21 protein-coding genes and 3 tRNA genes (1 of these 24 running past the window's edge) are annotated in these 22,586 nt (G+C 67.7%); 7 read left to right on the plus strand and 17 right to left on the minus strand.

From position 1 onward, the window contains the following. The 7 genes from AC1DMS_RS16640 to AC1DMS_RS16670 form a co-directional block, all read right to left on the minus strand. On the minus strand, positions 1-3,952 hold the 5' portion of the coding sequence (locus tag AC1DMS_RS16640; RefSeq protein WP_478181426.1) for an amino acid adenylation domain-containing protein. The gene continues 1,376 nt to the left of window position 1, outside the view; only the first 3,952 of its 5,328 coding nucleotides appear in the window; the start codon lies at positions 3,950-3,952; its stop codon lies beyond the left edge, outside the window. Positions 3,953-3,972: 20 nt separating this feature from the next. Beyond that, positions 3,973-4,965 carry a TauD/TfdA family dioxygenase gene (locus tag AC1DMS_RS16645; RefSeq protein WP_478079358.1) on the minus strand — a complete coding sequence of 331 codons (993 nt, stop codon included), beginning with the start codon at positions 4,963-4,965 and terminating at the stop codon, positions 3,973-3,975. Continuing rightward, entirely contained in the window at positions 4,962-5,651 is a 690-nt protein-coding gene (locus AC1DMS_RS16650) for a 4'-phosphopantetheinyl transferase family protein (protein ID WP_478181427.1), read from the minus strand. The genes AC1DMS_RS16645 and AC1DMS_RS16650 overlap by 4 nt, the downstream gene beginning before the upstream one ends. Next, positions 5,629-6,369, minus strand: a complete 741-nt coding sequence (locus AC1DMS_RS16655) for a thioesterase II family protein (RefSeq protein ID WP_478181428.1) — start codon at positions 6,367-6,369, stop codon at positions 5,629-5,631. Before AC1DMS_RS16655 ends, AC1DMS_RS16650 begins: the two co-directional genes overlap by 23 nt. Before the next feature lie 5 nt (positions 6,370-6,374). After that, positions 6,375-6,632: an MbtH family protein gene (locus AC1DMS_RS16660; RefSeq protein WP_015866528.1), complete on the minus strand. Its 258-nt coding sequence runs from the start codon at positions 6,630-6,632 to the stop codon at positions 6,375-6,377. A gap of 101 nt (positions 6,633-6,733) precedes the next feature. Further along, a complete protein-coding gene (locus tag AC1DMS_RS16665; RefSeq protein WP_478181429.1) occupies positions 6,734-6,940 on the minus strand; it encodes a DUF4880 domain-containing protein in 207 nt (68 codons plus the stop codon). A gap of 96 nt (positions 6,941-7,036) precedes the next feature. Beyond that, complete coding sequence (locus AC1DMS_RS16670; RefSeq protein ID WP_478181430.1) at positions 7,037-7,582, minus strand: sigma-70 family RNA polymerase sigma factor; 546 nt, start codon at positions 7,580-7,582, stop codon at positions 7,037-7,039. 304 nt (positions 7,583-7,886) lie between these two features. On the opposite strand from AC1DMS_RS16670, the gene AC1DMS_RS16675 reads away from it, so the two are divergent. After that, on the plus strand, positions 7,887-8,741 hold the full coding sequence (locus AC1DMS_RS16675) for a ParB N-terminal domain-containing protein (protein ID WP_478181431.1): 855 nt from the start codon (positions 7,887-7,889) through the stop codon (positions 8,739-8,741). On the opposite strand, the gene AC1DMS_RS16680 is transcribed toward AC1DMS_RS16675, so the two are convergent. After that, positions 8,722-9,306 (minus strand): BPSL1445 family SYLF domain-containing lipoprotein, encoded by a 585-nt coding sequence (locus AC1DMS_RS16680; protein ID WP_436311379.1) that lies wholly within the window; start codon positions 9,304-9,306, stop codon positions 8,722-8,724. The genes AC1DMS_RS16675 and AC1DMS_RS16680 overlap by 20 nt on opposite strands. Before the next feature lie 294 nt (positions 9,307-9,600). Here AC1DMS_RS16680 and AC1DMS_RS16685 point away from each other — a divergent pair, with 294 nt between their 5' ends. Continuing rightward, complete coding sequence (locus AC1DMS_RS16685) at positions 9,601-10,896, plus strand: ArgE/DapE family deacylase (protein WP_478181432.1); 1,296 nt, start codon at positions 9,601-9,603, stop codon at positions 10,894-10,896. A 118-nt stretch (positions 10,897-11,014) separates the two neighbouring features. Then, positions 11,015-12,256 (plus strand): phosphatase PAP2 family protein, encoded by a 1,242-nt coding sequence (locus AC1DMS_RS16690; RefSeq protein ID WP_478181433.1) that lies wholly within the window; start codon positions 11,015-11,017, stop codon positions 12,254-12,256. A gap of 64 nt (positions 12,257-12,320) precedes the next feature. Here the strand turns inward: AC1DMS_RS16690 and AC1DMS_RS16695 are convergent. The 9 genes from AC1DMS_RS16695 to folC form a co-directional block, all read right to left on the minus strand. Next, a tRNA-Asp gene (locus AC1DMS_RS16695) sits at positions 12,321-12,397 on the minus strand. A gap of 69 nt (positions 12,398-12,466) precedes the next feature. Then, positions 12,467-12,542: transfer RNA gene (locus AC1DMS_RS16700), tRNA-Glu, on the minus strand. 51 nt (positions 12,543-12,593) lie between these two features. Further along, positions 12,594-12,669, minus strand: a tRNA-Ala gene (locus AC1DMS_RS16705). A gap of 72 nt (positions 12,670-12,741) precedes the next feature. Then, positions 12,742-14,130, minus strand: coding sequence for a glutamate--tRNA ligase (gene gltX / locus AC1DMS_RS16710; RefSeq protein ID WP_478181434.1), 1,389 nt, complete (start codon positions 14,128-14,130; stop codon positions 12,742-12,744). A 7-nt stretch (positions 14,131-14,137) separates the two neighbouring features. After that, positions 14,138-15,358, minus strand: a complete 1,221-nt coding sequence (locus AC1DMS_RS16715; protein WP_478079368.1) for an O-succinylhomoserine sulfhydrylase — start codon at positions 15,356-15,358, stop codon at positions 14,138-14,140. A gap of 11 nt (positions 15,359-15,369) precedes the next feature. After that, the gene (purF, locus tag AC1DMS_RS16720; RefSeq protein WP_018905467.1) at positions 15,370-16,872 is read right to left on the minus strand and encodes an amidophosphoribosyltransferase; all 1,503 of its coding nucleotides are present in this window, start codon (positions 16,870-16,872) and stop codon (positions 15,370-15,372) included. A gap of 12 nt (positions 16,873-16,884) precedes the next feature. After that, positions 16,885-17,370: a CvpA family protein gene (locus AC1DMS_RS16725; RefSeq protein ID WP_015866538.1), complete on the minus strand. Its 486-nt coding sequence runs from the start codon at positions 17,368-17,370 to the stop codon at positions 16,885-16,887. Positions 17,371-17,388: 18 nt separating this feature from the next. Further along, complete coding sequence (locus tag AC1DMS_RS16730) at positions 17,389-18,261, minus strand: SPOR domain-containing protein (RefSeq protein WP_307596313.1); 873 nt, start codon at positions 18,259-18,261, stop codon at positions 17,389-17,391. Positions 18,262-18,323: 62 nt separating this feature from the next. After that, positions 18,324-19,631, minus strand: a complete 1,308-nt coding sequence (folC, locus tag AC1DMS_RS16735; protein ID WP_478181435.1) for a bifunctional tetrahydrofolate synthase/dihydrofolate synthase — start codon at positions 19,629-19,631, stop codon at positions 18,324-18,326. A 57-nt stretch (positions 19,632-19,688) separates the two neighbouring features. Between folC and AC1DMS_RS16740 the strand changes: the two genes are divergently transcribed. From AC1DMS_RS16740 to argG, 4 genes are all read left to right on the plus strand, one after another. Continuing rightward, on the plus strand, positions 19,689-20,054 hold the full coding sequence (locus AC1DMS_RS16740) for an ArsC family reductase (RefSeq protein WP_307596315.1): 366 nt from the start codon (positions 19,689-19,691) through the stop codon (positions 20,052-20,054). Positions 20,055-20,112: 58 nt separating this feature from the next. After that, the gene (locus AC1DMS_RS16745) at positions 20,113-20,709 is read left to right on the plus strand and encodes a hypothetical protein (protein WP_478181436.1); all 597 of its coding nucleotides are present in this window, start codon (positions 20,113-20,115) and stop codon (positions 20,707-20,709) included. Positions 20,710-20,844: 135 nt separating this feature from the next. Next, positions 20,845-21,171, plus strand: coding sequence for a pyrimidine/purine nucleoside phosphorylase (gene ppnP / locus AC1DMS_RS16750; RefSeq protein ID WP_062366127.1), 327 nt, complete (start codon positions 20,845-20,847; stop codon positions 21,169-21,171). 20 nt (positions 21,172-21,191) lie between these two features. Further along, entirely contained in the window at positions 21,192-22,532 is a 1,341-nt protein-coding gene (gene argG, locus AC1DMS_RS16755; protein WP_015866544.1) for an argininosuccinate synthase, read from the plus strand. The last annotated feature ends 54 nt before the right edge of the window (positions 22,533-22,586 follow it).

The following is a 22,586-nucleotide window of genomic DNA, read 5'->3' on the forward strand; positions in this document are numbered from 1 at the left end:
TGGCCGCGCCCTTGGGCTTGCCGGTGGAGCCCGAGGTGTAGATCACGTAGGCGAGGTTCTCGATGTGCAGGCCGACTTGCAGATCGCTCTCGGGCTCGGCGCTGAAATCGGCTGCATCGACTTCCAGCACCGTCAAGGCACGGCGGTCGGGCACGCAATCGACCAGGCTGCGCTGCGTGAGCAGCAGGCCGATGCCGCTGTCCTGCACCATGTAGGCCAGGCGCTCGGCGGGGTATTCGGGGTCCAGCGGCACATAGGCGCCGCCCGCCTTCAGCACGCCCAGGATGGCGACCACCATCTCGACGGAGCGCTCCATCGCGATGCCCACGAGCACCTCGGGCTTCACGCCCAGCGTGATCAGCCGGTGCGCCAGGCGGTTGGCGCGGCGGTTCAGTTCCGCAAAGCCAAGCGCCTCATCCGCGAACAGCAGCGCAGTGGCATCGGGCTGCATGCGGGCCTGCCGCTCGATCATGCGGTGCACGGGCTCGGGCTGCGGCTCGCGATGCCCATTCACGCCCCACTGCGCGAGCCGGGCCAGTTCCGGCGCGCCGAGCAGTTCGATGTCGCCGATGGGTTGATGGGGACGCTCGGCCAGCGCCTGCAGGATCGCGACATAGTGGCCGGCCATGCGCGCCATGGTGTCGGGCTCGAACAGCTCGGCCGCGTAGATCAGGGCGAGCGAGAGCTGGCCGCCCGGCCGCTCGCGCGCTTCGAGCGTGAGCTCGAACTGCGCCGCGAGATCGGGCAGCGCATGGTCTTGCGCGGTGATGCCGGGCAGCTGGCCGAGCGAGCGGTAGTCCTCGAACAGGTGGTTGAACATCACCTGGAACAGCGGCGTGCGGCTCAGGCTGCGCTCGGGCTGCAGCATCTGCACGAGTTGCTCGAAGGGCACATCCTGGTGCGCCTGTGCGCCCAGCACCGCGTCACGCGCCTGCGCCAGCACGCGCGATGCACCGAGGCGGCCATGGATCGGGTTGCGCAGCACCAGCGTGTTGACGAACAGGCCGACCACGCCTTCGGCTTCCACGCGGTTGCGGTTGGCAAACGGTGCGCCGATGCGGATGTCTTCCTGGCCCGTGTAGCGGTGCAGCAGCGCCTGGAAGCCGGCCAGGAGCACCATGAAGAGCGTGGCGCCACCGCCGTCCGCGGCCTTGCGCAGCTGCGCGAGCAGGCTCGCCGGAAGCTCGAAGGCGTGGCGCGCAGCGCCGTAGCCGGCTTGCGGCTTGCGCGGGTGGTCGGTGCGCAGCTCGAGCACGGTGTGCGTGTCGCCGAGCTGCGTGCGCCACCAGGCCAGTTGCCGCTCGCCCTCGCCCGCCGCCAGCCACTCGCGCTGCCAGAGCGCATGGTCGGCGTACTGGATGCGCGGCGCGGGCAGGCGCACCGTGTCGCCCTTCAGGTGCGCGGCGTAGCCTGCGGCCAGTTCGTCGATCAGCAACTGCATCGAGGCACCGTCGGACACGATGTGATGCATCACCACGGCGAGCACATGCACCTCGTTGGCGGTGCGGATCAGCGCGGCGCGCAGCAGCGGGCCCTGCGTGAGGTCGAAGGGCTCGGCCTTGAGGCGCCGCGTGGCTTCGTCCAATCGGGCATCGGCTTCACCCTCGGCGCCGCGCAGGTCGACCAGCGACAGCGGCACGGAGCCGCCCGGCCTGATCCATTGCTCCACGCTGCCATCGGCACCGGCGCTGAAGACCGTGCGCAGCGATTCATGGCGCGCCACCAGATCGTCGAGCGCTGCTTGCAGGGCATCGACCCGCAGCGCGCCGGCCAGGCGTAGCGCGCCGCTCACGTGGTAGGCCGCACTCGATGGATCGATCTGCCAGAGGAACCACTGGCGCTCCTGCGCGTGCGAGAGCGGCAGCGGCAACAGCCGGCGCTCCGCAGGGATCACGGCGATGGGCGCGGGCTGCGGGCGCACGCCCTGCCGCTGCAGTTCGCGGATGGCCGACGCGCAGTCGCGAAGGCGCGGTTGCTCGAAGAGCCTGCGCGCGGGAAAGTCGATCTGCCAGCGCGCGCCGATGCGCGCGGCCGCCTGCGTGGCGGTGAGGGAGCTGCCGCCGCGGTTGAAGAAGTGGGCATCGCGGCCAAGCGGGCGGTCGTCGCCGTGTTTGCAGACCTCGCGCCAGATGGCGGCGACGGCCTGTTCGACTTCGTCGAGGGGTGCCTCGGCAACGGCCTCGATCGGGCCTCCGCGCACGAAGGCGCCGTGCTGGTAGACGGCATAGGCATCGGCGCTGCCGTCGAGCCAGGCCGCACGGCAGGCACTGCGCTGCAGCTTGCCGCTGGTGGTCTTGGGCATGCCGCCGGGGTTGAGCAGCAGCACGGCCGACAAGGTCTCGCCGAACACTTCGCTCACAGCGGCGCCCAGCGCATCGACCAGCACCGCGGCCGGCACCAGCTTCTGCATGCTGCGCGACACCTCGGCGGCCACGCCGATGCCTTCGCCGCCCGGCCCCTGCGTGGCGAAGACCGCGACGCGGCCCTTGCGCACCGCATCGACCTCGGCCTCGATGAGCCGCTCGATGTCCTGCGGGTAGATGTTGTGGCCGCGAACGATGATCAGGTCCTTGATGCGGCCGGTCACGTAGAGCTGGCCTTCGTGCATGAAGCCGAGGTCGCCGGTGCGCAGCCAGCGCTGGCCGTCCCGCTCGACGAAGGTCTCACGGGTCTCGCGCTCCTTGCCCCAGTAGCCGTGGCCGATGCTCGGACCGCAGGTCCAGATCTCGCCGATCTTTCCGGGGGCCGCGGCCGATAGCGATTCGGCATCGACGATCTCGATGCGATGGCCGGGCGCGACGTCGCCGCAGCCGACCAGCGCCGTGCCTTCGTCCGCAGGCGTTCCCGTGCCGCTGGCGAGGCCGGCGGCGGAAAACGTGGGCGCGACCAGGCCGCCGCCACGGCGTCCGCCGGTGACGAAGAGCGTCGCCTCGGCAAGGCCGTAGCAGGGATAGACGGCTGCCGCATCGAAGCCCGCGGATGTGAAGCGCGAGATGAACTCGATTTCCGTGTCGGCGCGCACGGGTTCGGCGCCGGTGTAGGCCACGCGCCAGCTCGACAGGTCGAGCGGGGCCAGTTGCGCATCCTTCACGCGTTCCAGGCACAGGCGGTAGGCAAAGTCGGGGCCGCCGCTGAGCGTCGCGCGATGGCGCGAGATCAGTTCGAGCCAGCGCACCGGACGCTCCAGGAAATAGCGCGGCGACGTGAGCACCAGCGGAATGCCGCTGTAGAGCGGCTGCAGCAATCCGCCGATCAGGCCCATGTCGTGATAGAGCGGCGCCCACGAAACGAAGCTGTCGCCCGGGCCGACACCCATGCTGCGCCGGATCGCTTCTTCGTTGGCCATCAGGTTGCCGTGCGTCACGATCACGCCCTTGGGCGTCGAGGTGGAGCCCGAGGTGTATTGCAGGAAGGCGACGTCGCTGCCCGCCGGTTCGAAGGGCGTCCATGCATCGGCAAGCGAGATGTCCACGCTGTCGACGGCAACGATGTCCGCTTCGCCGAACTGGCGCAGGCCGGCGCTCGTTTCATTCATCGCGCGCGCCATGGCCTCGCACGTCAGCACGCAGCGCGCCTGCGAATCGGCGGCAATGCCGGTCAGCCGTGCGAGGTGCTGCGGGCGCGCCGATTCCGGCGGGAACACCGGCACCGCAATCACGCCCGCGTAGAAGCAGGCCAGCATGCTCACCGCATAGTGGTCGCCGTTGTCCAGCATGACGAGCGCGCGTTCGCCTTTGGCGAACTGCTGCTGCAGCCGGGCCGCGAGCGCGCGCACGCGGCGCTCGAAGGTGCCGTAGCTGATCGGCTCTGCGCGCTCCGTGCCATCCACCGCGCTCACGACGGTGAGCCAGATGTCGTCGCGCCGCGCGTCGGCCAGCGCGCGAAGGTGCGCCACGAAATTCGTTGGGCGCGGCGAGATCGGCGCCTGCTGCGCCTGTGTGTTCTTTTCCATCTTGCGGACTCCCTGCGGTTCTAGAAGCGGCCCAGATTGCCGTGCGGCTCGGCCATGGCCACGATCACCTTGCGCGGCCCCTTGAACGGCGAGCGCGCATGCGCCACCAGCATGTTGTCGAGCATCAGCACGTCGCCCTCCTCCCACCGGAAGGCCACCGTCTCCGCATCGAGCACGGCGCGCACCTCGTCGAATATTTCGTCGCCGATGGTCGAGCCATCGGCGAAGAAGGTGTTGCGCGGCACGTTCTCGATGCCGTAGATTTCTTCGAGCACTTCGCGCTCTTCGGCTTCGCGCGCGGAGATGTGGAACAGGTGGGCCTGGTTGAACCACACCTGCTCGCCGGTCGCGGGATGCGTCTCCACGGCCTGGCAAAGCTGCCGGGTGCGCAGGCCGTCGTCGTCCTTCCATTCCCACGCAATGCCCGAGCGCTCGCAGAAGGCCTGGACTTCGGCGCGGCTTTCGGTGTTGAACACCTTCTGCCATGGCACGTCCATCTCGCCGAAGTTGCGCACGTACAGGATGCCGGGCTCGAAGCGCTTACGGATGTGCCCGGGCATGCGGCGGTAGACCGCGCGGCTGTCGGCAATGGGCGTCTCGCCGCCTTCGGGCGATGCGGTCACGCAGTGGAACCAGATCTTCATGGGCCACTCGCGCGTGTAGGCCTGCTCGTTGTGCAGCGGAATGCTCTGGTGCGCCGGGTATTCGGTCGAGGTGTAGACACCTGCGCCGGTGGAGGCCGACACCGCGGAGCGTGGCGTGGAGGCGAACTCGTACTTCAGCAGCGGATGGCCGAACGACGAGGCGAACTGCTGGAAGGTCTCCACTGCCGGCACCGAGAAGCCGCGCAGCAGCACACCGCCGGCAAGCAGCAGCGACTCCTCGATCTGCGGACGCAGGCGCTGCACGGCCGAGAGCAGGTCTTCGCCGGCATGCGCGGGCGTCATGAGGACGGGCAGGTCGGAGCCGGCGGGCGCCTTGCTGCGCACGAAGCGGGTGAGCGTTTCATTCATGTCGATTCCTTGGCACGCCACGCGAGCGCGGCGGCATAGCCCGTGGGCGCATCGAGCGCCACGGCGTGAAGGCCGGACCATTCGGGAACGGCGCATTCGAGGACGTATCGCCCCTGCGCACCGGGATGGATGCCGATGGATTGAAGGTGCTCGGCCACGCCGACGCCGACGGCTTTCAGCACCGCCTCCTTGCCCACCCAGCGGCTGTAGAGGGCCTGCAGCGGGTCACCGGCTTCCTGCAGCGCGCGGCGTTCGCTGCCGGTGAAGGCGAGCGAAGCGACGGCCTCGATATCGACGTCGCTCCTGCAGGCCTCGATGTCGATGCCCACGGCGCTCACCACGCGGGGATCGGCGAGCGCGATGAGCGCATGGGCGCCCGAGTGCGTGACGTTGAAGAGCGGCGCATCGCCGCCGGCCACGTCGAGGAAGGGCTTGCGGTGCGGGCCCATTGCGAACCGCACATCGGCCGGCTGGCAGCCCACGCGCCGGGCAAGCAGGCCGCGAAGGGCCGCGCGCGTGGCGGTGAAGCGCACGCGGTCGGCGCTGCGCGCATACCTGTCGGCCTGCGCGCGCTCGTCGAGTGCCAGCAGCTGGCGCTCGGCCGAGACATCGGCGTCCAGGTCGAGGTCGAGGCGGTTGACCTCGATGCCTGCGGGGAGCGGGTCAGGCCAGGACACGGGGCGCATGGCGCTCTCCTGCAACGGCCTGGCCAAGCCGCTCGATGAGTGCGGCCAGGAATGCTGTTTCGTGCTGCCGGATGAAGAAGTGGCCGCCGTCGAACCAGTCGAGCGTGAAGACACCGCCCGCCTCGGCCGACCATGCATGGACGGATGCCGCGTCGATGTCGTCCTCGCGCCCGGCAAAGACATGCACGGGCATGGGCAGCGGCGCTTCTTCTTCGCGGTACCGGAAGCTCTCGCACACGCGGTAGTCGGCACCGAGCATGTCGAGCGTGATCCGCATGAGTTCCGCGCTTGCGAAGGCTTCTTCGGGCGTTCCGCCCTGCTTGCGCAACTCGGCCGCGAGCGATGCATCATCGGTCTTGCCGGCGAAGCGCGCGGGATCGCGCCGCGAAGGTGCGCAGCTGCCGGAAGCCAGCAGCGCAAGCGGCAGCGGGCGCCCCATCGACCGCAGCCGGCGGGTGATGCCGTAGGCCAGCAACGATCCCATGCTGTGGCCGAAGATCGCGAAGTTGCCGCGCAGCGCCTCGGCCTGTTCCGCGCAGACCTGCGCGACGAGCTCATCGAAGTTCCGGACCAGCCGCTCGGACAGCCGGCCACCGCGGCCGGGCAACTCCACGGGCACGATGTGGACCCAGCGCGGCAGCAGCCGCCGCCAGCGCAGGTACATCGTTGCGCTGGCGCCCGCACAAGGCAGGCACAGCAGCGAGACGCTCGCGTCCATGCGCGTCAGCCAGCCGTGGTTTGGGCTGCAGTTCCGGTCGCCGGGTTCTGCTGCGCCATCCATTCGCGCAGCGAGCGGGGACGCATGTCGGTCCAGTTCTGCTCGACGTGGGCAAGCACGGTCTTCTTGTCGCCCTTGACGCCCTCGACCGCTGTCCAGCCCTTCGGCACGGCCTTCCAGTGGGGCCAGATGGAGTACTGGTCTTCGTGGTTGACCAGAACGATGAAGGTCTCGTCTTCGCGATCGAAGCAGCTCGTCGACATGGGTGCGTCCTTGTGCGGTTGAACAGGGTGAAAGGCGATCAGGTGGCCAGGCGGCCATCTCATCGCTCCTGATCAACAAGACGTTTCAGGACGCGATCTGTTCACTCCTCTGTGGCGGCCGGAGGCACCAGTCCGGCCAGCAGCCACAGCCGGGCGGCTCTGTCGTAGGCCTTGCGGTGCAGCGGATCGGCAAGAAGCCAGGCCGTCATCTCGGCACGCGCCGGGGCATCGAAGCGCTCGTGGTCGTGCTCGCGCTGCACCCACTGCCATGCGGTGCTCCAGATGGGATCGTCCTGTTCTTGTGTCATGCGTGAAGGGTGTGATGCATCACGCGACAGTACATCGGCACGCCGCGCGGGAGTTAAGGCTTTTACCCTACACCAATCCCGCAAGCGTGCGAAGGCTCAGTCGTCCTCGAGCAGGCGGCCGCATTCCTTGATCGCCAGCGCTGCCTCGGCAATCAGGCCGTTCACCAGTCCGAGCGCGCATCCCAGGCGCTGCGCAATCTCGCGCTGGGTGAGGCCCTCGAGCCGGTAGAGCTCGAACACCAGGCGCGTGCGCGCAGGGAGCCCTGCGAGCACCTTGTCGATGGCCTGGATCGCCTGGCGTTCGCGCATCAGGCGATCGGGGGTGGGCGCGCCGGCGACGTCGAGCGCTTCGACATCGACATCGAAAGTGCGGTAGTTGGCCTCGACGGTGTGGCGCCGGCAGCAGTCGAGCGCGACATTGCGCACCACCTGGCAGCAATAGCCGATCGGCCGGTCGGCCTTGCGCACGCAAGGGCCGTCGGTGATCTTGAGGTAGGCGTCCTGCACCACATCGTCGGCCAGCTCCGCAGTACGGACGATTCTTCGCGCCACGCGCAGGAGCTGGGCACGGTTCGCGATGAAGACCTCCGCGAGCGTGGGCTCCGAAAGGTGCAGCGCGCTGTCGACCGGCTCTCGCATCATGCGAGGCGGGGCGCGGACCGCCCGGGAGAAGGTCGGGGAGGATGCAGACACATCAACATGAAGGCGGTGCTCCTGAAGTTTTCAATACAAATGAGAATTATTACTACTTGTGGGTACAAAAAAACCCGATGTCCCGACCTCTTCTTGCTCCATATCCATTAGACGTTCGAGCACGCAAAAGCGAGACAGGGGGGCGCCGGAAATCGGCCGGTCCGCTCATCGATGGTGGAGCGCTTGCATGACGGCAGGATGATCTGGCCCACCCCGCATCTAGAATTCCGCCCCTCTCTCCGATCCCGTCCCCATGAACATCGTCGTCAACGAAGAACTCAAAGCCTATATCGATCCATTGACTCCGGAGGAGCACGAAGCGCTGGAACGCAGCATCCTCACCGAAGGCTGCCGCGACGCGCTGGTGCTGTGGGGCGATGTGCTGGTGGACGGCCATAACCGCTACGGCATCTGCCAGAAGCACGGGCTGCCGTTCCAGACGGTGCAGAACACGCGCTTCAAGACCATCGAGGACGTGCACCTGTGGATGATCGACCAGCACCTCGGCCGGCGCAGCATCTCGGACTTCCTGCGCGGCGTGCTGGCGCTCAGAAAGAAGGACATCGTCGACGAGCGCCGTGCGCGTGCGCTGGCCGAGACGGCTGGGCCCGACGACGGCGCGCCCTTCGACGCCGACACGCCCGCTGCCGAATCGCCCGCCGAGAGCGCCGCGGCCCTGCCCCCGCCCGCTCCCTTGAGCAGCCGCGAAGCCATCGCGAGGGCCGCGCGCCTGAGCAGCAACCAGGTCGTGATGATCGAGAAGATCCAGAAGCAGGCCGCACCCGAGCTGGTGGCGGCCGTCAAGTCTGGCGTGATCTCCATCAACACGGCGGCGGCCGTGGCCAGCCTGCCTGCCGAAGAGCAGGTCTCGGCGGCGAACGCGGGCAAGGACGAACTCAGGCAGGCCGCCAAGCGGGTGCGCGAGGCCAGGCGCAAGCCGCGCGAGGCATCGGCCGAATCGGACACGGCCGACCAGCCCGCAGGGCAGCAGCTCGACGCCGTTCAAATGCTGGAACGGCGCGTGGCCGAACTGACGGCCGAGAACGACGGCTTGCGCAGGCAAGTCGCCGAACTGCGGGCGCAGTTGGCTACAGCCGGATCTCCGTGATCTTCGCGCCCGACAGCGAAACGCCCGCCTCGAGCCCCACGTTGGTCAGCACGAAGCCGACCACGGGCTGGCGCAGCGTGTTGGTGTCGATGCTGCCGTTCGCGCCCATGGTTGCGGCGGCCACGGTGGCATCGGCGCCCGCCGTCCATCCCTTGCTGTTGCGGAACTTGTCGAGCGCGGCCTGCGTGGTGAACACATAGATCACGGCCTTCGACTGCGCGCCGGCCTGGAAGCCGATCGAGCCCGCGGTGGTGCTGTAGTAGGCCTGGGTGCGCCCGTTCACGCGCAGCGCGCCCCGGCCGTATTCGGCACCGATGCCCATGCTGGCGCCGACCACGGCAGGAAACACCAGCACGCCGCTGGACGAGGAGACGACCTCGCGCGAGCCCTTGACGGAGTCGTACAACTTGGACAGTGCGGCGTCGACCTGGGCATCGATCGATGCACGCGACGAAGCGGTGCTGGCATGGTCCTGGGGCCGCGTGGTGGTGCAGCCCACCACCGCGGCGCCGCCCACTGCAACGGCACACGCGAGCGCAAGGTTTCTGAACTGGATGGATCGCATGACGCTCTCCTTTACTGGCTGGAACGATGGAAAGGCCGAGGCGCTTTCTTCTTTCGCGGCCCTCGGCAGCCTGTTCGAACAGCCATGCTAAGACGGCAAAATACCGCTGGAGCCGACTTGGGAAAACGGCCTACGCGAAGTCGAGCCATTGGCGAACGAGGGCCCGGCGTGGGGAAACTACCTTGTCGGCATGGCACCTGCAGCCCGGCCACCCGCGGCTGCGGCGGCGCCTGCGCGGCGTGGAAGAATGAAGCTCCTTCTTCCAGCGCCGCCAACGCAGGCGGCCCCGACCCCATGCCCCAGCCCACTGAAGACCGGATCACCGAAGCCGCCATCGTGGAGGCCGCCCACGCGCTGCGCGCGCCGGCCGTTCGAATGCTCGAGCAGCTCGTTGCGCATCCTTCGCTGCTGGGACACGAGCAAGGCGCGCAAGCCTTCATGGCCGAGACCTTCACGAAGCTGGGCCTGCGCGTGCACCAGTTCGAGATCGACGAGCAGAAGATCCGCCAGCATCCGGGCTACTCGCCCTCCATCGTGCCGTACGAAGGGCGCACCAACGTCGTGGGCATTCACCGACCCCGCGGGCCGCAGAAGGGCCGATCGCTGATCTTCAATGGCCACATCGACGTGGTGCCGACCGGCGCCGAGCTGCTCTGGAAGCACCCGCCCTTCCAACCCGTGATCGAGGGAGACCGGCTCTACGGCCGCGGCGCGGCCGACATGAAGGCAGGCATTGCGGCCTACACGATGGCGTATGCGGCGTTGCAGTCGCTCGGGCTCGAACCGGCATCGCCGGTGTTTTTTCAGTCGGTGGTGGAAGAGGAGTGCACGGGCAACGGCGCACTGGCCTGCCTGGTCGAGGGCTATCGCGCCGACGCGGCCATCATCCCCGAGCCGCTCGGCGGCGTGATGACCTGCCAGATGGGCGTGCTGTGGTTCGCGCTCGAGGTGCTGGGCAAGCCGGTGCATGCTTCGGTGGCCCAGACCGGTGTCGGCGCGATCGACTTCTCGCTGTACCTTTTCTCTGAACTCAAGAAGCTCGAGCAGCGCTGGAACGAGCCCGCCAACCGCTATCGCAGCTACGCGCACCATGCGCATCCGATCAACTTCAACCTCGGAAAGATCCAGGGCGGCGAGTGGGCTTCGTCGGTGCCCTCGGCCTGCCGCAGCGACATTCGCATCGGCTTCTATCCCGACATGAACGTGGCCCGCGCCAAGGCCGAGGTCGAGGCCGTGCTGGCCGCCGCCTACGCTGCGCATCCGGCCCGCGAGAGCCTGCGCTACCGGCTGATCTACGAAGGCTTCCAGGCCGACGGCTTCGACCTCGGCCTGGATTCGCCGATCGTCTCCGAGCTCTCGAAGTGCCACCAGGACATCGTCGGGCAGCCGCTCGAACCCACGGCCTTCACGGGCACGACGGACGCGAAGTTCTTCAACATCTATGGGCAGACGCCCGCGGTCTGCTACGGCCCCACGGGCTCCAGCATCCACGGCATCGACGAGTGGGTTTCCATCGACAGCCTGGTGCAGGTGAGCGCCGTGCTGGCGGTGTTCATGGCGCGCTGGTGCGGCGTCGAGCGCGTCGATTGATCGATCGAGACCGAAGAAGAAGCGTCGTGTCACACCCGCGTGGCGAAGCTCGTTTTACGATGCGGCCACGCCGTTCGCGTGGACGGCCCGAACCCGCAAGGAAAGTGAATCAAAAAGGATGCATCCGCTGAATCTCGCGCTCTTCGATGCACTCGCGGCGGGCTTTGCGCCCTCGCCCGCGGTGCTCCAGCTGGCTTCGGCCATCGCGCTGGGTTCGTCGTGGGCATGCGCAGCGGTTCTGGCCTGGGCCGCGTGGCGGCGAGTTGCGCAGCGGCCTTGCGTGCTGGCGGTGCTGGCCGCCGGAGGAGCGGCTTCCCTGGTCTCGCAGGAGATCGCCGCCTCCGTGGGCATGCCGCGCCCCTTCATGATGGGACTGAGCCCTGCGCATGTTCCCCACGGCCTGCGCGCGGGACTGCCCAGCACGCATGCCTCGGTGATGTTCACCATGGCCTTCATGCTGCTGCTGCGGCGCCCGATGCGCGACGTCGGGCTCGTCATTCTTGCCGCCGCCGTGGCCACGGGCTGGGCTCGCATCCATGTCGGCATTCATTTTCCGTTCGATGTCGCGGCGGGTGCGCTGCTGGGTGCGGCCATTGCCGCGGCGCTGTTTGCGATGCAGGCGATTGCGCCGAGGCTCACGCCCCAGGCTGCAGCAGCCCTGGCGCGGCCGTTGCGCGCCCTGGCCGACGGCAGGGCCGGCCCATGCCTGGTGATGGTATTCGTGCTCGTTGCCGCCTGGGTCGGATCGAATACACCCGGCGTGGTCGGGCCGGGCATGCTGGAAGAAGACGGGCCGGTCGAGAAAGGCACGGTGCTCTTGTACCTGGCCGCGGTGCTTTGCCTGCCGATGGTTCGCATGGCCTCTCTCTCGCGCCTGGACCGCACGGCCATCGGCGTCCTGCTTCTTGCCTTTGCAGCGCGCGAGGCGGATTGGCACCTGGCGCATTTCGGCGCCGCCGGCCTGCTCGAAGCGCCCCTTCCGCGGGTGCTTGCCGGTGCGGCCATCCTCACGCTCATTGCGGCCGCCGCCGGATGGCTGGCCAGGCGCGCATGGTCGGCCAGCCGCGCGATGCGCTCCTGGCGCCAATGGCGCCCGGAAGCCGCCACCTCGCTGACCTTCGTTGCGGTGATCGGGGCCGCGGTCATCCTCGACCAGTTGCCCGCTTCGCTCGCCGGACAGCAGCCGGACCTGCTCGCCGTGGGTTCTTCTTCCGCGGCCTTTCGCAGCTACCTGATGCACAGCTTCGAGGAAATCCTGGAGCTGGCCCTGCCGGTGCTGGCGCTGCTGGCCATCCTGCAGGCGAGACTGGGCGGAAGCCGGGATCCGGCTCCCGGCGGCATCGCGCGCTCGTACGCATAGCGCGTGTGCGTGCAGCCCAAAGAAAAACGGGTTGCACCGTTTCTGATGCAACCCGTTCTTTGACTGGCGGAGTGGACGGGACTCGAACCCGCGACCCCCGGCGTGACAGGCCGGTATTCTAACCAACTGAACTACCACTCCTGGTAGACAACGTTCACTCCTTGCGGAGCCAAGTGCTGACGACTTGTGCCTGCTTCACTTGCGCGAAACTGGCGACCCTACGGGGATTCGAACCCCGGTAGCCACCGTGAAAGGGTGGTGTCCTAGGCCTCTAGACGATAGGGTCAAAACCTTAGGAACCGTGCTGCGATCAGCACTTATCTTCTCGACACTTTGATGGTGGAGGTAAACGGGATCGAACCGATGACCTCTTGCATGCCATGCAAGCGCTCTCCCAGCTGAGCTATACCCCCATTTGACTTTCAGGCTTTTCTTTTCAGAATCACCCTGCGTCGCTGTCGAGCCTCAAATTATAGACCGAAAAATCAGGCCCTTTTCAAACGCTCGATAACTTTTTCACGAGAAAAGATGGCGAGCACCGAATCGAGGGATGGCGTCTGCGGTGTTCCCATCAGGAGGACGCGAACCGGCATCGCCAACACAGGCATTTTCACCGAATGCGCGGCCAGGACTTCCTTGATGGCCGCGGCGATCGAAACTTTTTCCCATGCCACGCCCGCGAGCTTCTCGGCGAGCGTTGCGATGACGGGCTTCACTGCATCGGTCACGTGCTGCGCGAGGTCGGCTTCGCTCGGCGCCACGTCCGTGTAGAACGCGGCGGCCCAGTCGGCCAGCGCGACCGTGGTTTCGCAGCGGTCCTTGAAGAGCGCGCAAATGGCGGGCAGCCGATCGTCGGCCTCGATGCCGCGCTTACTCAGCTGCGCGGCCACGAGCGGTGCAAGCTCCGCGTCGGGCTTGGCCTTGATGTACTGCGCGTTGACCCACGCGAGCTTCGCGGCATCCCATTGCGCCGGGCTCTTCGAAAGGTGCGAGCCGTCGAACCAGCTCACCATCTGCTCGCGCGTGAAGAGCTCGTCGTCGCCATGGCTCCAGCCCAGGCGCGCCAGGTAGTTGAGCATGGCTTCGGGCAGGTAGCCGTTCTCTTCATAGGCGGTGACGCTCACCGCGCCACGGCGCTTCGAGAGCTTCTGCCCGTCGTCGCCCAGGATCACCGGCACGTGGCCGAACGCAGGCAGCGGCGCACCAAGCGCGCGGAAGATGTTGATCTGCCACGGCGTGTTGTTGATGTGCTCGTCGCCGCGGAACACGTGCGTGATGGCCATGTCCCAGTCGTCGACCACCACCGCGAAGTTGTAGGTGGGCACACCGTCGGGACGCAGGATGATGAGGTCGTCGATCTCGCGGTTGTTGATGGTGATCTCGCCCTTGACGAGGTCGTTCCAGCTCACGTCGCCTTCGGGCGGATTGCAAAAGCGCACCACCGGCGGCACGCCTTCGGGCACGGGCGGCAGCGTCTTGCCGGGCTCGGGGCGCCAGCGGCGGTCGTACAGGGTCTTCTCGCCGCGCGCGCGCTGCGCCTCGCGCATTTCATCGAGCTCGGCCGGCGTGCAGTAGCAGTGATAGGCCGTGCCGGCCGCGAGCATCTGTGCGATGACTTCGCGGTAGCGCTCCAGGCGCTGCATCTGGTAGATGGGGCCTTCGTCGTAGTCCAGGCCGAGCCAGTGCATCGAAGCCAGGATCTGGTCGGTCGAGTCCTGCGTGGAGCGGGCCACGTCGGTGTCCTCGATGCGCAGCACGAACTCGCCGCCGTGATGGCGTGCATAGGCCCACGAGTAGAGCGCGGTGCGGGCCGTGCCCAGGTGGAGGAAGCCGGTGGGAGACGGAGCGATGCGGGTGCGAACTTTGCCGGTCATGGATCAATCAGGATTTCAGGGTGCCCAGGCCACGCAGCAGGTCGGCCTTGATGTCGTCGATGTGCTCCAGGCCGACCGCGAGGCGGATGAGCCCCTGGCTGATGCCGGCGGCCTGGCGCTGTGCTTCGGTCAGGCGGCCATGCGAGGTGGTGCCGGGGTGCGTGATGATGGTCTTGGTGTCGCCGAGGTTGGTGGCGATGCTCACCACGCGCGTGCTGTTGATCACGTGGAAGGCATTGGCGCGCGCGCTGTCCGGATCGTTGCCGACCACGTCGAACGACAGCACCGCCCCGCCCTGCCCCGACTGCTGGCGCATGGCCAGTTCGTGCTGCGCATGCGAGGCCAGGCCGGGGTAGTAGACGCGTGCGATGCCGGGCTGCGTTTCGAGCCACTGCGCGACGGCCAGCGCATTGGCGCACTGCGCCTGCATGCGGATGCCCAGTGTTTCCAGGCCCTTGAGCACCACCCAGGCATTGAACGGCGAGAGCGCCATGCCGGCGGTGCGCACCACCGGGCCGAACACGTCGACGATGAGCTTGGAGGGGCCGCAGATCGCGCCGGCCATCACGCGGCCCTGGCCGTCGAGGTACTTGGTGCCCGAATGGATGATGAGGTCGGCCCCCAGTTCGGCCGGCCGCTGCAGCACGGGCGTGCAGAAGCAGTTGTCGACCGCGAGCAGCGCGCCGGCGCCGTGCGCCAGGTCGGCCAGTGCCCGGATGTCGCAGACCTCGGTCAGCGGATTGGTCGGCGTCTCGGCGAACAGCAGCCTGGTGTTGGGCTTCAGGGCCGCGCGCCATTCGGCCACGTCGGTCTGCGAGACGAAGGTGGTCTCGACGCCGAACTTGGCAAACTCCTTGCCGAACAGGTTGAGCGTGGAGCCGAACACCGAGCGCGAGCACACCACGTGGTCGCCGGCCTTGAGCAGGCCCATGCACATCATGAGGATCGCGCCCATGCCGGTGGAAGCGCCGATGGCGGCCTCCGTGCCTTCGAGCGCGGCCAGGCGCTGCTCGAAGCTGGTGACGGTGGGGTTGGAGGTGCGCGAGTAGGTGAAGCCCTGCTCGGTGCCGGCAAAGCGGCGCGCCGAGGTCTCGGCATCGGGCTGCACGAAGCCGCTGGTCAGGAACAGCGCTTCGGAGTGCTCGCCGTGCTGGCTCGGCGCCAAGCCGGTGCGCAGCGCGAGCGTGTCGCGGTGCAGCCCGGGCGGCAGGGTTCGTTCGTCGGTCACTTCTTCGGCTCTCACTCGCTGTGGTTGGGAAGCGCCAGGCGCGAAGAATCTTCTTCGGTCTCCTCGACGCGCGGACGGTTGCCGTTCATGCGCGAGATGGCTTCGGTGTCGATGTCGCCGGTCACGTACACGCCGTCGAAGCAGGAGGCATCGAAGCCGTCGAGCTTGGGGTTGAGCGAGCCGATGGCGCGCTTCATGGCGTCGACGTCCTGGTAGATCAGCGCGTCGCAGCCGATCAGCTCGCGGATCTGCTCGACGGTGCGGTCGTGCGCGACCAGCTCGTCCTTGGTGGGCATGTCGATGCCGTAGACGTTGGGGTAGCGCACGGGCGGCGCCGCGCTGGCCAGGTAGACCTTTCGCGCACCGGCGTCGCGCGCCATCTGGACGATCTCGCGGCTGGTGGTGCCGCGCACGATGGAGTCGTCGACCAGCAGCACGTTGCGGCCCTTGAACTCGCTGGCAATCACGTTGAGCTTCTGGCGCACCGACTTCTTGCGCACGCCCTGCCCCGGCATGATGAAGGTGCGGCCCACGTAGCGGTTCTTCACGAAGCCTTCGCGGTACGGCACGCCGAGCAGGTGCGCGAGCTGCGTGGCGCTCGGCCGGCTCGATTCGGGGATGGGAATGATCACGTCGATCTGGTTCGGCGGCACGGTGGACACCACGCGCTTGGCCAGCGTTTCGCCCAGGTTGAGCCGCGCCTGGTAGACCGAAATGCCGTCGAGCACCGAGTCGGGCCGGGCCAGGTAGACGAATTCGAAGATGCAGGGGTTGAGCGTCGCCCCTTCGGCGCACTGCATCGAGTGCACGTTGCCTTCGAGATCGATGAACACCGCCTCGCCCGGCGCGATGTTGCGCTCGAACACGTGGCCCGAGCCTTCGAGCGCCACCGATTCGCTCGCCACCATCACGGTGCCGTCGGCGCTGCGGCCCATGCACAGCGGACGGATGCCGTAGGGGTCGCGGAAGGCCAGCAGGCCGTGGCCGGCGATCAGCGAGACCACGGCGTACGAGCCGCGCAGGCGCTTGTAGACGTTCTTGACGGCAGCAAACACCTCGGCCGGATGCAACGGCACGCCGCGCGAGGAACGCTCGATCTCGTGGGCCAGCACGTTGAGCAGCACTTCGGAGTCGCTCTCGGTGTTGGTGTGGCGGTGGTCGGTGGAGAACAGCTCCGAGCGCAGCGCATGCGCGTTGGTCAGGTTGCCGTTGTGCACCAGCACGATGCCGAAGGGCGCGTTCACGTAGAAGGGCTGCGCCTCTTCCTCGCTGTAGGCGTTGCCCGCGGTCGGGTAGCGCACCTGGCCCAGGCCCACGCTGCCCGGCAGCGCGCGCATGTTGCGCGTGCGGAACACGTCGCGCACCATGCCCTTGGCCTTGTGCATGAAGAACTTGCGCTCCAGCAGGGTGACGATGCCGGCCGCATCCTGGCCGCGGTGCTGCAGCAGCAGCAAGGCGTCATAGAGCAGCTGATTGACGGGTGCGTTGCTGACAACGCCGACGATTCCACACATGAACGATTCCTCTCAGGGCAGGTAGCTTGCCAACTTTTCAGGCAGCGCGGGTTTCAGGCCCTGCAATGCCGCATCGAGAACATTGGCGCTGTGCGATTCGTGCCACCAGGCACTGTCGCTCAACGCCAGCAAATGAACAATGACCGCCAGCACGAGCAGGGCAACCACACCCCGCGCCGCCCCGAAGGCCCCACCCAATATCCGGTCCACCGGCCTGAGGCCGACAGCCGCAATCAGCTTTCGCGTCAGCGCCGCCACCAGGCCCACGCCGAACGCCACCCCGACGAACACCAGCACGAAGGCCAGCGGATAGCGCCAGGTGGCCTGCGGGTCGCCGAAGGGCAGCCAGGCCGCCACATCCGACGCCAGCCACTGGGCGGCAATGAATGCAGCCACCCAGCCCACCAGCGAAATCACCTCGAACACCAGGCCGCGCACCAGGCCGAACAGCATCGACACGACGACGAGCGTGACGGCGATCCAGTCGAGCAGGGCCACGGCGGCGGGCGATGGCTACTACAACGTGAGGATGGCAGCCGACAAAGACAAGCCCTTGACCTTCTCGGCGGCCTTGTCCGCCTCGGCACGCGAGCCGAACGGGCCGACACGCACACGCGTGCGCTCGCCATCGGCCGTCTTGGCCACGTGCACATAGGTCTTGAGGCCGGCCTTCTCGAGTTTCTGCCGCACCTCGCGGGCCTTGTCGGCATCGGCAAAGGCGCCGACCTGCACCACGAAGCGGCCGCCGTCTTCGGACGCAGCGGGCTTGGTGCTGGTGTTGGACGGCTTGCCTTCGAGCAAGGCGCGCGCGCGGTTGCCGTCGTCGGCCGAGGCCGGCTTGGGGGCGGCGGGCTTGGCTTCGGGTTTGGCTTCCGGCTTGGCTTCGGGCTTGGGCTTCGGCTCGGGTTTGTGTTCCGGCTTGGGCTCGGGCTTGGGTTCTGGCTTGCGCTCCGGCTTGGCCTCGGCCGCGGGCCGGGTCTCGGCCGGAGGCGTGCTGGCCGCCGGCTTGCCGGGATCGGTTATCTCGGTGCCGTCGGCGCTCTCGGTGATCATGCCGCCGCTGCCCGACGGTGCAGCGGCCACGCGGGCGCCGGGATCGGCCGCGCCGGTCGCCGGTGCGGCGGGTGCCGGCGTGGCGGGCACGGGCAGCGGCTTGACCTTGTTGCGGTCGGGAATCTCGATCGGAATGTCGACCGCGACCGGGCGCGGCTGGGTGTCGAACAGCAGCGGGAATCCGATCACGCCAAGCAGTACCAGAACCGCCGCGCCCACCAGCCGGTGGCGCGCACGGCGACGCATGGTTTCGACACTTTCCGCGGGGACGGCGGCCGGTGCGCTGCGTCCTTCGTTGCCTTGCTGGCCGCGCGTGCGGAACTTGAAAAACGCCATGAAGTTCGATCCCTGAAGGAGTGCAGCGAGGTGTGTGCCAGATGGTGCGGACGGGCCGGCGATCAGCCGCCGGGCAGCAGGTGTTTGGCTTGCAGCCGCGGAGTGCCATGCTCCAGCACGCCACCCACGGTGAAGAACGATCCGAAGACCACGATTCTATCAGCGGGGTCCGCGCGCTCGATGGCTGCGCGCAGCGCCTCCATCGGGTTCGCATGCACGCTGCCGGACACGTCGGTGCGCGTGTTCTGCGCCTGCCAGCTCGCGAGCAGATCTGCGGCCTTGGCGGCGCGCTGGGTCGGCAGGTCGGTGAAGTACCAGCGGTCGATCATCGGGCCGATGCGCGCGAGGATCGGGGCCAGGTCCTTGTCGGCCATGACGCCGAACACGCCATGCGTGGTGGGGTAGAAACCCATCGCGTCGAGGTTCTCCGCCAGCGCCGCGACCGCGTGGGCGTTGTGCGCCACGTCGAGCACCAGCGTGGGCTCGCCCGGCACGATCTGGAAGCGGCCGGGCAACTCGACCATCGCGAGCCCCGTGCGCACCGCCTGCGCGGTGATCGGCAGCCGGGGCCGCAGCGCCTCGAGCGCCGCGAGCACGCCGGCGGCATTGAGCAGCTGGTTGGCGCCGCGCAGCGCGGGATAGGCCAGCCCGCTGTAGCGCCGCCCGCGGCCCGACCAGCCCCACTGCTGCTTGTCGCCCGACACATTGAAGTCGTGCCCGAAGCGCCAGAGGTCGGCGCCGATGGCCGCCGCATGGTCGATCACGCTTTGCGGCGGCATCGGATCGCTCACGATGGCCGGCTTGCCCGCGCGCATGATGCCGGCCTTCTCGAAGCCGATGCTTTCGCGGTCGGGCCCGAGATAGTCCATGTGGTCGAGGTCGATGCTGGTGATGACCGCGCAATCGGTGTCGATGATGTTGACTGCATCGAGCCGGCCGCCGAGGCCGACTTCCAGGATGGCCACGTCCGGCTTCTCCTCGATCATGCAGCGCAGGATGCCCAGCGTGGTGAATTCGAAGTACGTCAGGGGCATGTCGCCCCGGGCCACTTCCACCGCCTCGAAGTTTGCTATCAGTTTGGAAGCATCGACCGCTTCGCCCGCCAGCCGCAGCCGCTCCTCGAAGCGCACCAAGTGCGGCGACGTGAACACCGCCGTGCGGTAGCCGGCGTGCGTGAGGATCGATTCGAGCATGGCGCAGGTCGAACCCTTGCCGTTGGTGCCGGCCACGGTGATCACCGGGCAGTCGAAGCGCAGGCCCATGCGGGCGGCCATTTCCTTGGCGCGGTCGAGGCCGAGCTCGATGTTCTTCGGATGGAGTTGCTCGGCGCGCGCGAGCCAGTCGTTAAGGGTTTCCATGGAGCCCGGCATTGTCGCCGACCCGCAAAGCGCCCGGCGTCCCACGTTTTATCGGCATCATTGGCGTCCATGACAACCCTCTACGGCATTCCGAACTGCGACACCGTCAAGCGCGCCCGCAGCTGGCTCGACGACCACGGCGTCGCCTACACCTTCCATGACTTCAAGAAACAGGGCGTGCCCGAGGCCGAGCTCGACCAGTGGCTCAAGAAGCCCGGCTGGGAGGCGCTGGTCAACCGCCGCGGCACCACTTGGCGCAAGCTCGACGAAGCCACCCGCAACGCGGTGGTCGACGCCGCTTCGGCGCGGGCCGTGCTGCTGGCCAACCCGAGCCTGATCAAGCGGCCGGTGGTCAACTGGGGCCCGAAAACCGGCGTTACGACGGGGTTCGAGGCCGAAGCCTGGGCCACCGTGAACGCCGTGAATGCCGTGTAAATGCCGGAACCCCGCCTTGCCGGCCGGCCTCCAACCTCGATCTGCAGGAGAGAACACCATGAACAAGCACGTTTTTCGCACCCTTGCGGGTCTTTCCGTGGCCGGCCTGCTGGCGACCGGCGCCGGCGTGGTGCAGGCCCAGCAAGTGGTCCAGGCCCGGGTGATTTCGGCCACCCCGATCCGCGAGACGACCGGCAGCGACGTGAGCTACAACGTCACCTACGAATACAACGGCCGCCAGTACACCACCCGCACCAACAGCCGGCCGGGCGCGACCATCCCGGTCGAGGTCGGCGCCTATGGCGTGACGACCTCGCCTGTGGCGCCGCAGCCGCAGTTGCAGCCCTACCCCGTCGAGGCCAACAACAGCGGCCAGCAACAGCAGTATCAGCAGCAGTACCAACAGCAGCAGCCGCAATACGCGCAGCCGGGCGGCTCGCCCTGGGACAACGTCGTGCCCGAACCGGGCGTGGTGGTCTCCAATGCACCGGCGCCGGTCTACGTGCAGCCGGCACCGGTGTATGCGCCGCCCGTCTACGTGCAGCCTGCCTACACCTATCCCTATGCCTACCCGCCGGTGGGCATTTCGCTCAACCTGGGGTACTCGAGGGGCTGGGGCGGCTATCGCGGATACGGCTACCGCCACTGGCGCTGAGCCGCCCGATGCGGCGGGCCGGGCTGGCGGTGCCGGCCAAGCCCTAAAATCGAGGACTTTTCCAACCCCCAAGGGGTGCGCCGCCGCGGTGGCGCGTCCTCGACAAGCCGACCGCGCATGCGCCGGCGCCCTCCAATGACGACGACTACCGACACTCTCAACAGCGCCGCAGTGGCGACCAAGGCCAATGTGTATTTCGACGGCAAGTGCGTGAGCCACAGCCTCACGCTGGCCGACGGCACCAGGAAATCGGTCGGCGTGATCCTTCCGTCCACCCTGACCTTCAACACCGGCGCGCCCGAGATCATGGAAGGCACCGCCGGCAGCTGCGAGTACCAGCTGGCGGGAACCACCGAATGGATCGCCTCGGGCCCCGGCCAGAAGTTCAGCGTGCCGGGCAATTCGAGCTTCCAGATCCGGGTCACTGGCGAGCCCTACAGCTACATCTGCCATTTCGGCTGAACCGCGAACCGGACACCCACATGTCGACCATTCTCCAAAACGTTCCCGCCGGCCAGAAGGTCGGCATTGCCTTTTCGGGCGGCCTGGACACCAGCGCGGCACTGCACTGGATGAAGCTGAAGGGCGCGATTCCCTACGCCTACACCGCCAACCTCGGCCAGCCCGACGAGCCCGACTACGACGAGATCCCGCGCAAGGCGATGCTCTACGGCGCCGAGAACGCCCGCCTGATCGACTGCCGCGCGCAGCTCGCCAACGAAGGCATTGCCGCGCTGCAGGCCGGCGCCTTCCACGTCACCACCGCCGGCGTCACCTACTTCAACACCACGCCGCTCGGCCGCGCGGTGACCGGCACCATGCTGGTGTCGGCCATGAAGGAAGACGACGTCCACATCTGGGGCGACGGCAGCACCTACAAGGGCAACGACATCGAGCGCTTCTACCGCTACGGCCTGCTCACCAACCCGAACCTCAAGATCTACAAGCCCTGGCTCGACCAGCTGTTCATCGACGAGCTCGGCGGCCGGGCCGAGATGTCGGCCTTCATGACCAAGGCCGGCTTCGGCTACAAGATGTCGGCCGAGAAGGCCTACAGCACCGACTCCAACATGCTCGGCGCCACGCACGAGGCCAAGGACCTGGAGAACCTCGACAGCGGCATGCAGATCGTGCAGCCGATCATGGGCGTGGCGTTCTGGAAGGACGAGGTCGAGGTCAAGCGCGAGACGGTCAGCGTGCGCTTCGAGGAAGGCCGCCCGGTCGCCCTGAACGGCGTCGAACATGCGAACCTCGTCGAGCTGATCCTGGAAGCCAACCGCATCGGCGGCCGCCACGGCCTGGGCATGAGCGACCAGATCGAGAACCGCATCATCGAGGCCAAGAGCCGCGGCATCTACGAGGCTCCGGGCCTCGCGCTGCTGTTCATTGCCTACGAGCGCCTGGTGACCGGCATCCACAACGAAGACACCATCGAGCAGTACCGCGACCACGGCCGCAAGCTCGGCCGCCTGCTCTACCAGGGCCGCTGGTTCGACCCGCAGGCCATCATGCTGCGCGAGACCGCACAGCGCTGGGTGGCGCGCGCCGTCACCGGCGAAGTGACGATCGAACTGCGCCGCGGCAACGACTATTCGATTCTCAACACCGTCTCGCCCAACCTCACCTACAAGCCCGAGCGGCTGAGCATGGAGAAGGTCGCGGGCGCGTTCACGCCGCTGGACCGCATCGGCCAGCTCACGATGCGCAACCTCGACATCGTCGACACGCGCGAGAAGCTCGCGATCTACACCCGCACCGGGCTGCTGTCGCCGGGCCAGGGCACCGCGGTGCCGCGGCTCTCGAACGACGACGAGACCAAGTAAGCGCCACGCGCTTCCTCCAATGACGAACGGGCCCTCGCGGGCCCGTTTGCTTTG

This window comes from Variovorax sp. 05T418 (genome assembly GCF_056396385.1).

Coding starts and splice junctions, on each gene's coding strand:
- folC (WP_478181435.1), bottom strand. CDS start 19,631: ATGCCGGGCTCCATGGAAACCCTTAACGACTGGCTCGCGCGCGCCGAG.
- AC1DMS_RS16745 (WP_478181436.1), top strand. CDS start 20,113: ATGAACAAGCACGTTTTTCGCACCCTTGCGGGTCTTTCCGTGGCCGGC.
- AC1DMS_RS16665 (WP_478181429.1), bottom strand. CDS start 6,940: ATGACACAAGAACAGGACGATCCCATCTGGAGCACCGCATGGCAGTGG.
- AC1DMS_RS16660 (WP_015866528.1), bottom strand. CDS start 6,632: ATGTCGACGAGCTGCTTCGATCGCGAAGACGAGACCTTCATCGTTCTG.
- AC1DMS_RS16740 (WP_307596315.1), top strand. CDS start 19,689: ATGACAACCCTCTACGGCATTCCGAACTGCGACACCGTCAAGCGCGCC.
- AC1DMS_RS16675 (WP_478181431.1), top strand. CDS start 7,887: ATGAACATCGTCGTCAACGAAGAACTCAAAGCCTATATCGATCCATTG.
- AC1DMS_RS16690 (WP_478181433.1), top strand. CDS start 11,015: ATGCATCCGCTGAATCTCGCGCTCTTCGATGCACTCGCGGCGGGCTTT.
- purF (WP_018905467.1), bottom strand. CDS start 16,872: ATGTGTGGAATCGTCGGCGTTGTCAGCAACGCACCCGTCAATCAGCTG.
- gltX (WP_478181434.1), bottom strand. CDS start 14,130: ATGACCGGCAAAGTTCGCACCCGCATCGCTCCGTCTCCCACCGGCTTC.
- ppnP (WP_062366127.1), top strand. CDS start 20,845: ATGACGACGACTACCGACACTCTCAACAGCGCCGCAGTGGCGACCAAG.
- AC1DMS_RS16650 (WP_478181427.1), bottom strand. CDS start 5,651: ATGCGCCCCGTGTCCTGGCCTGACCCGCTCCCCGCAGGCATCGAGGTC.
- AC1DMS_RS16645 (WP_478079358.1), bottom strand. CDS start 4,965: ATGAATGAAACGCTCACCCGCTTCGTGCGCAGCAAGGCGCCCGCCGGC.
- argG (WP_015866544.1), top strand. CDS start 21,192: ATGTCGACCATTCTCCAAAACGTTCCCGCCGGCCAGAAGGTCGGCATT.
- AC1DMS_RS16670 (WP_478181430.1), bottom strand. CDS start 7,582: ATGATGCGAGAGCCGGTCGACAGCGCGCTGCACCTTTCGGAGCCCACG.
- AC1DMS_RS16685 (WP_478181432.1), top strand. CDS start 9,601: ATGCCCCAGCCCACTGAAGACCGGATCACCGAAGCCGCCATCGTGGAG.
- AC1DMS_RS16680 (WP_436311379.1), bottom strand. CDS start 9,306: ATGCGATCCATCCAGTTCAGAAACCTTGCGCTCGCGTGTGCCGTTGCA.
- AC1DMS_RS16655 (WP_478181428.1), bottom strand. CDS start 6,369: ATGGACGCGAGCGTCTCGCTGCTGTGCCTGCCTTGTGCGGGCGCCAGC.
- AC1DMS_RS16730 (WP_307596313.1), bottom strand. CDS start 18,261: ATGGCGTTTTTCAAGTTCCGCACGCGCGGCCAGCAAGGCAACGAAGGA.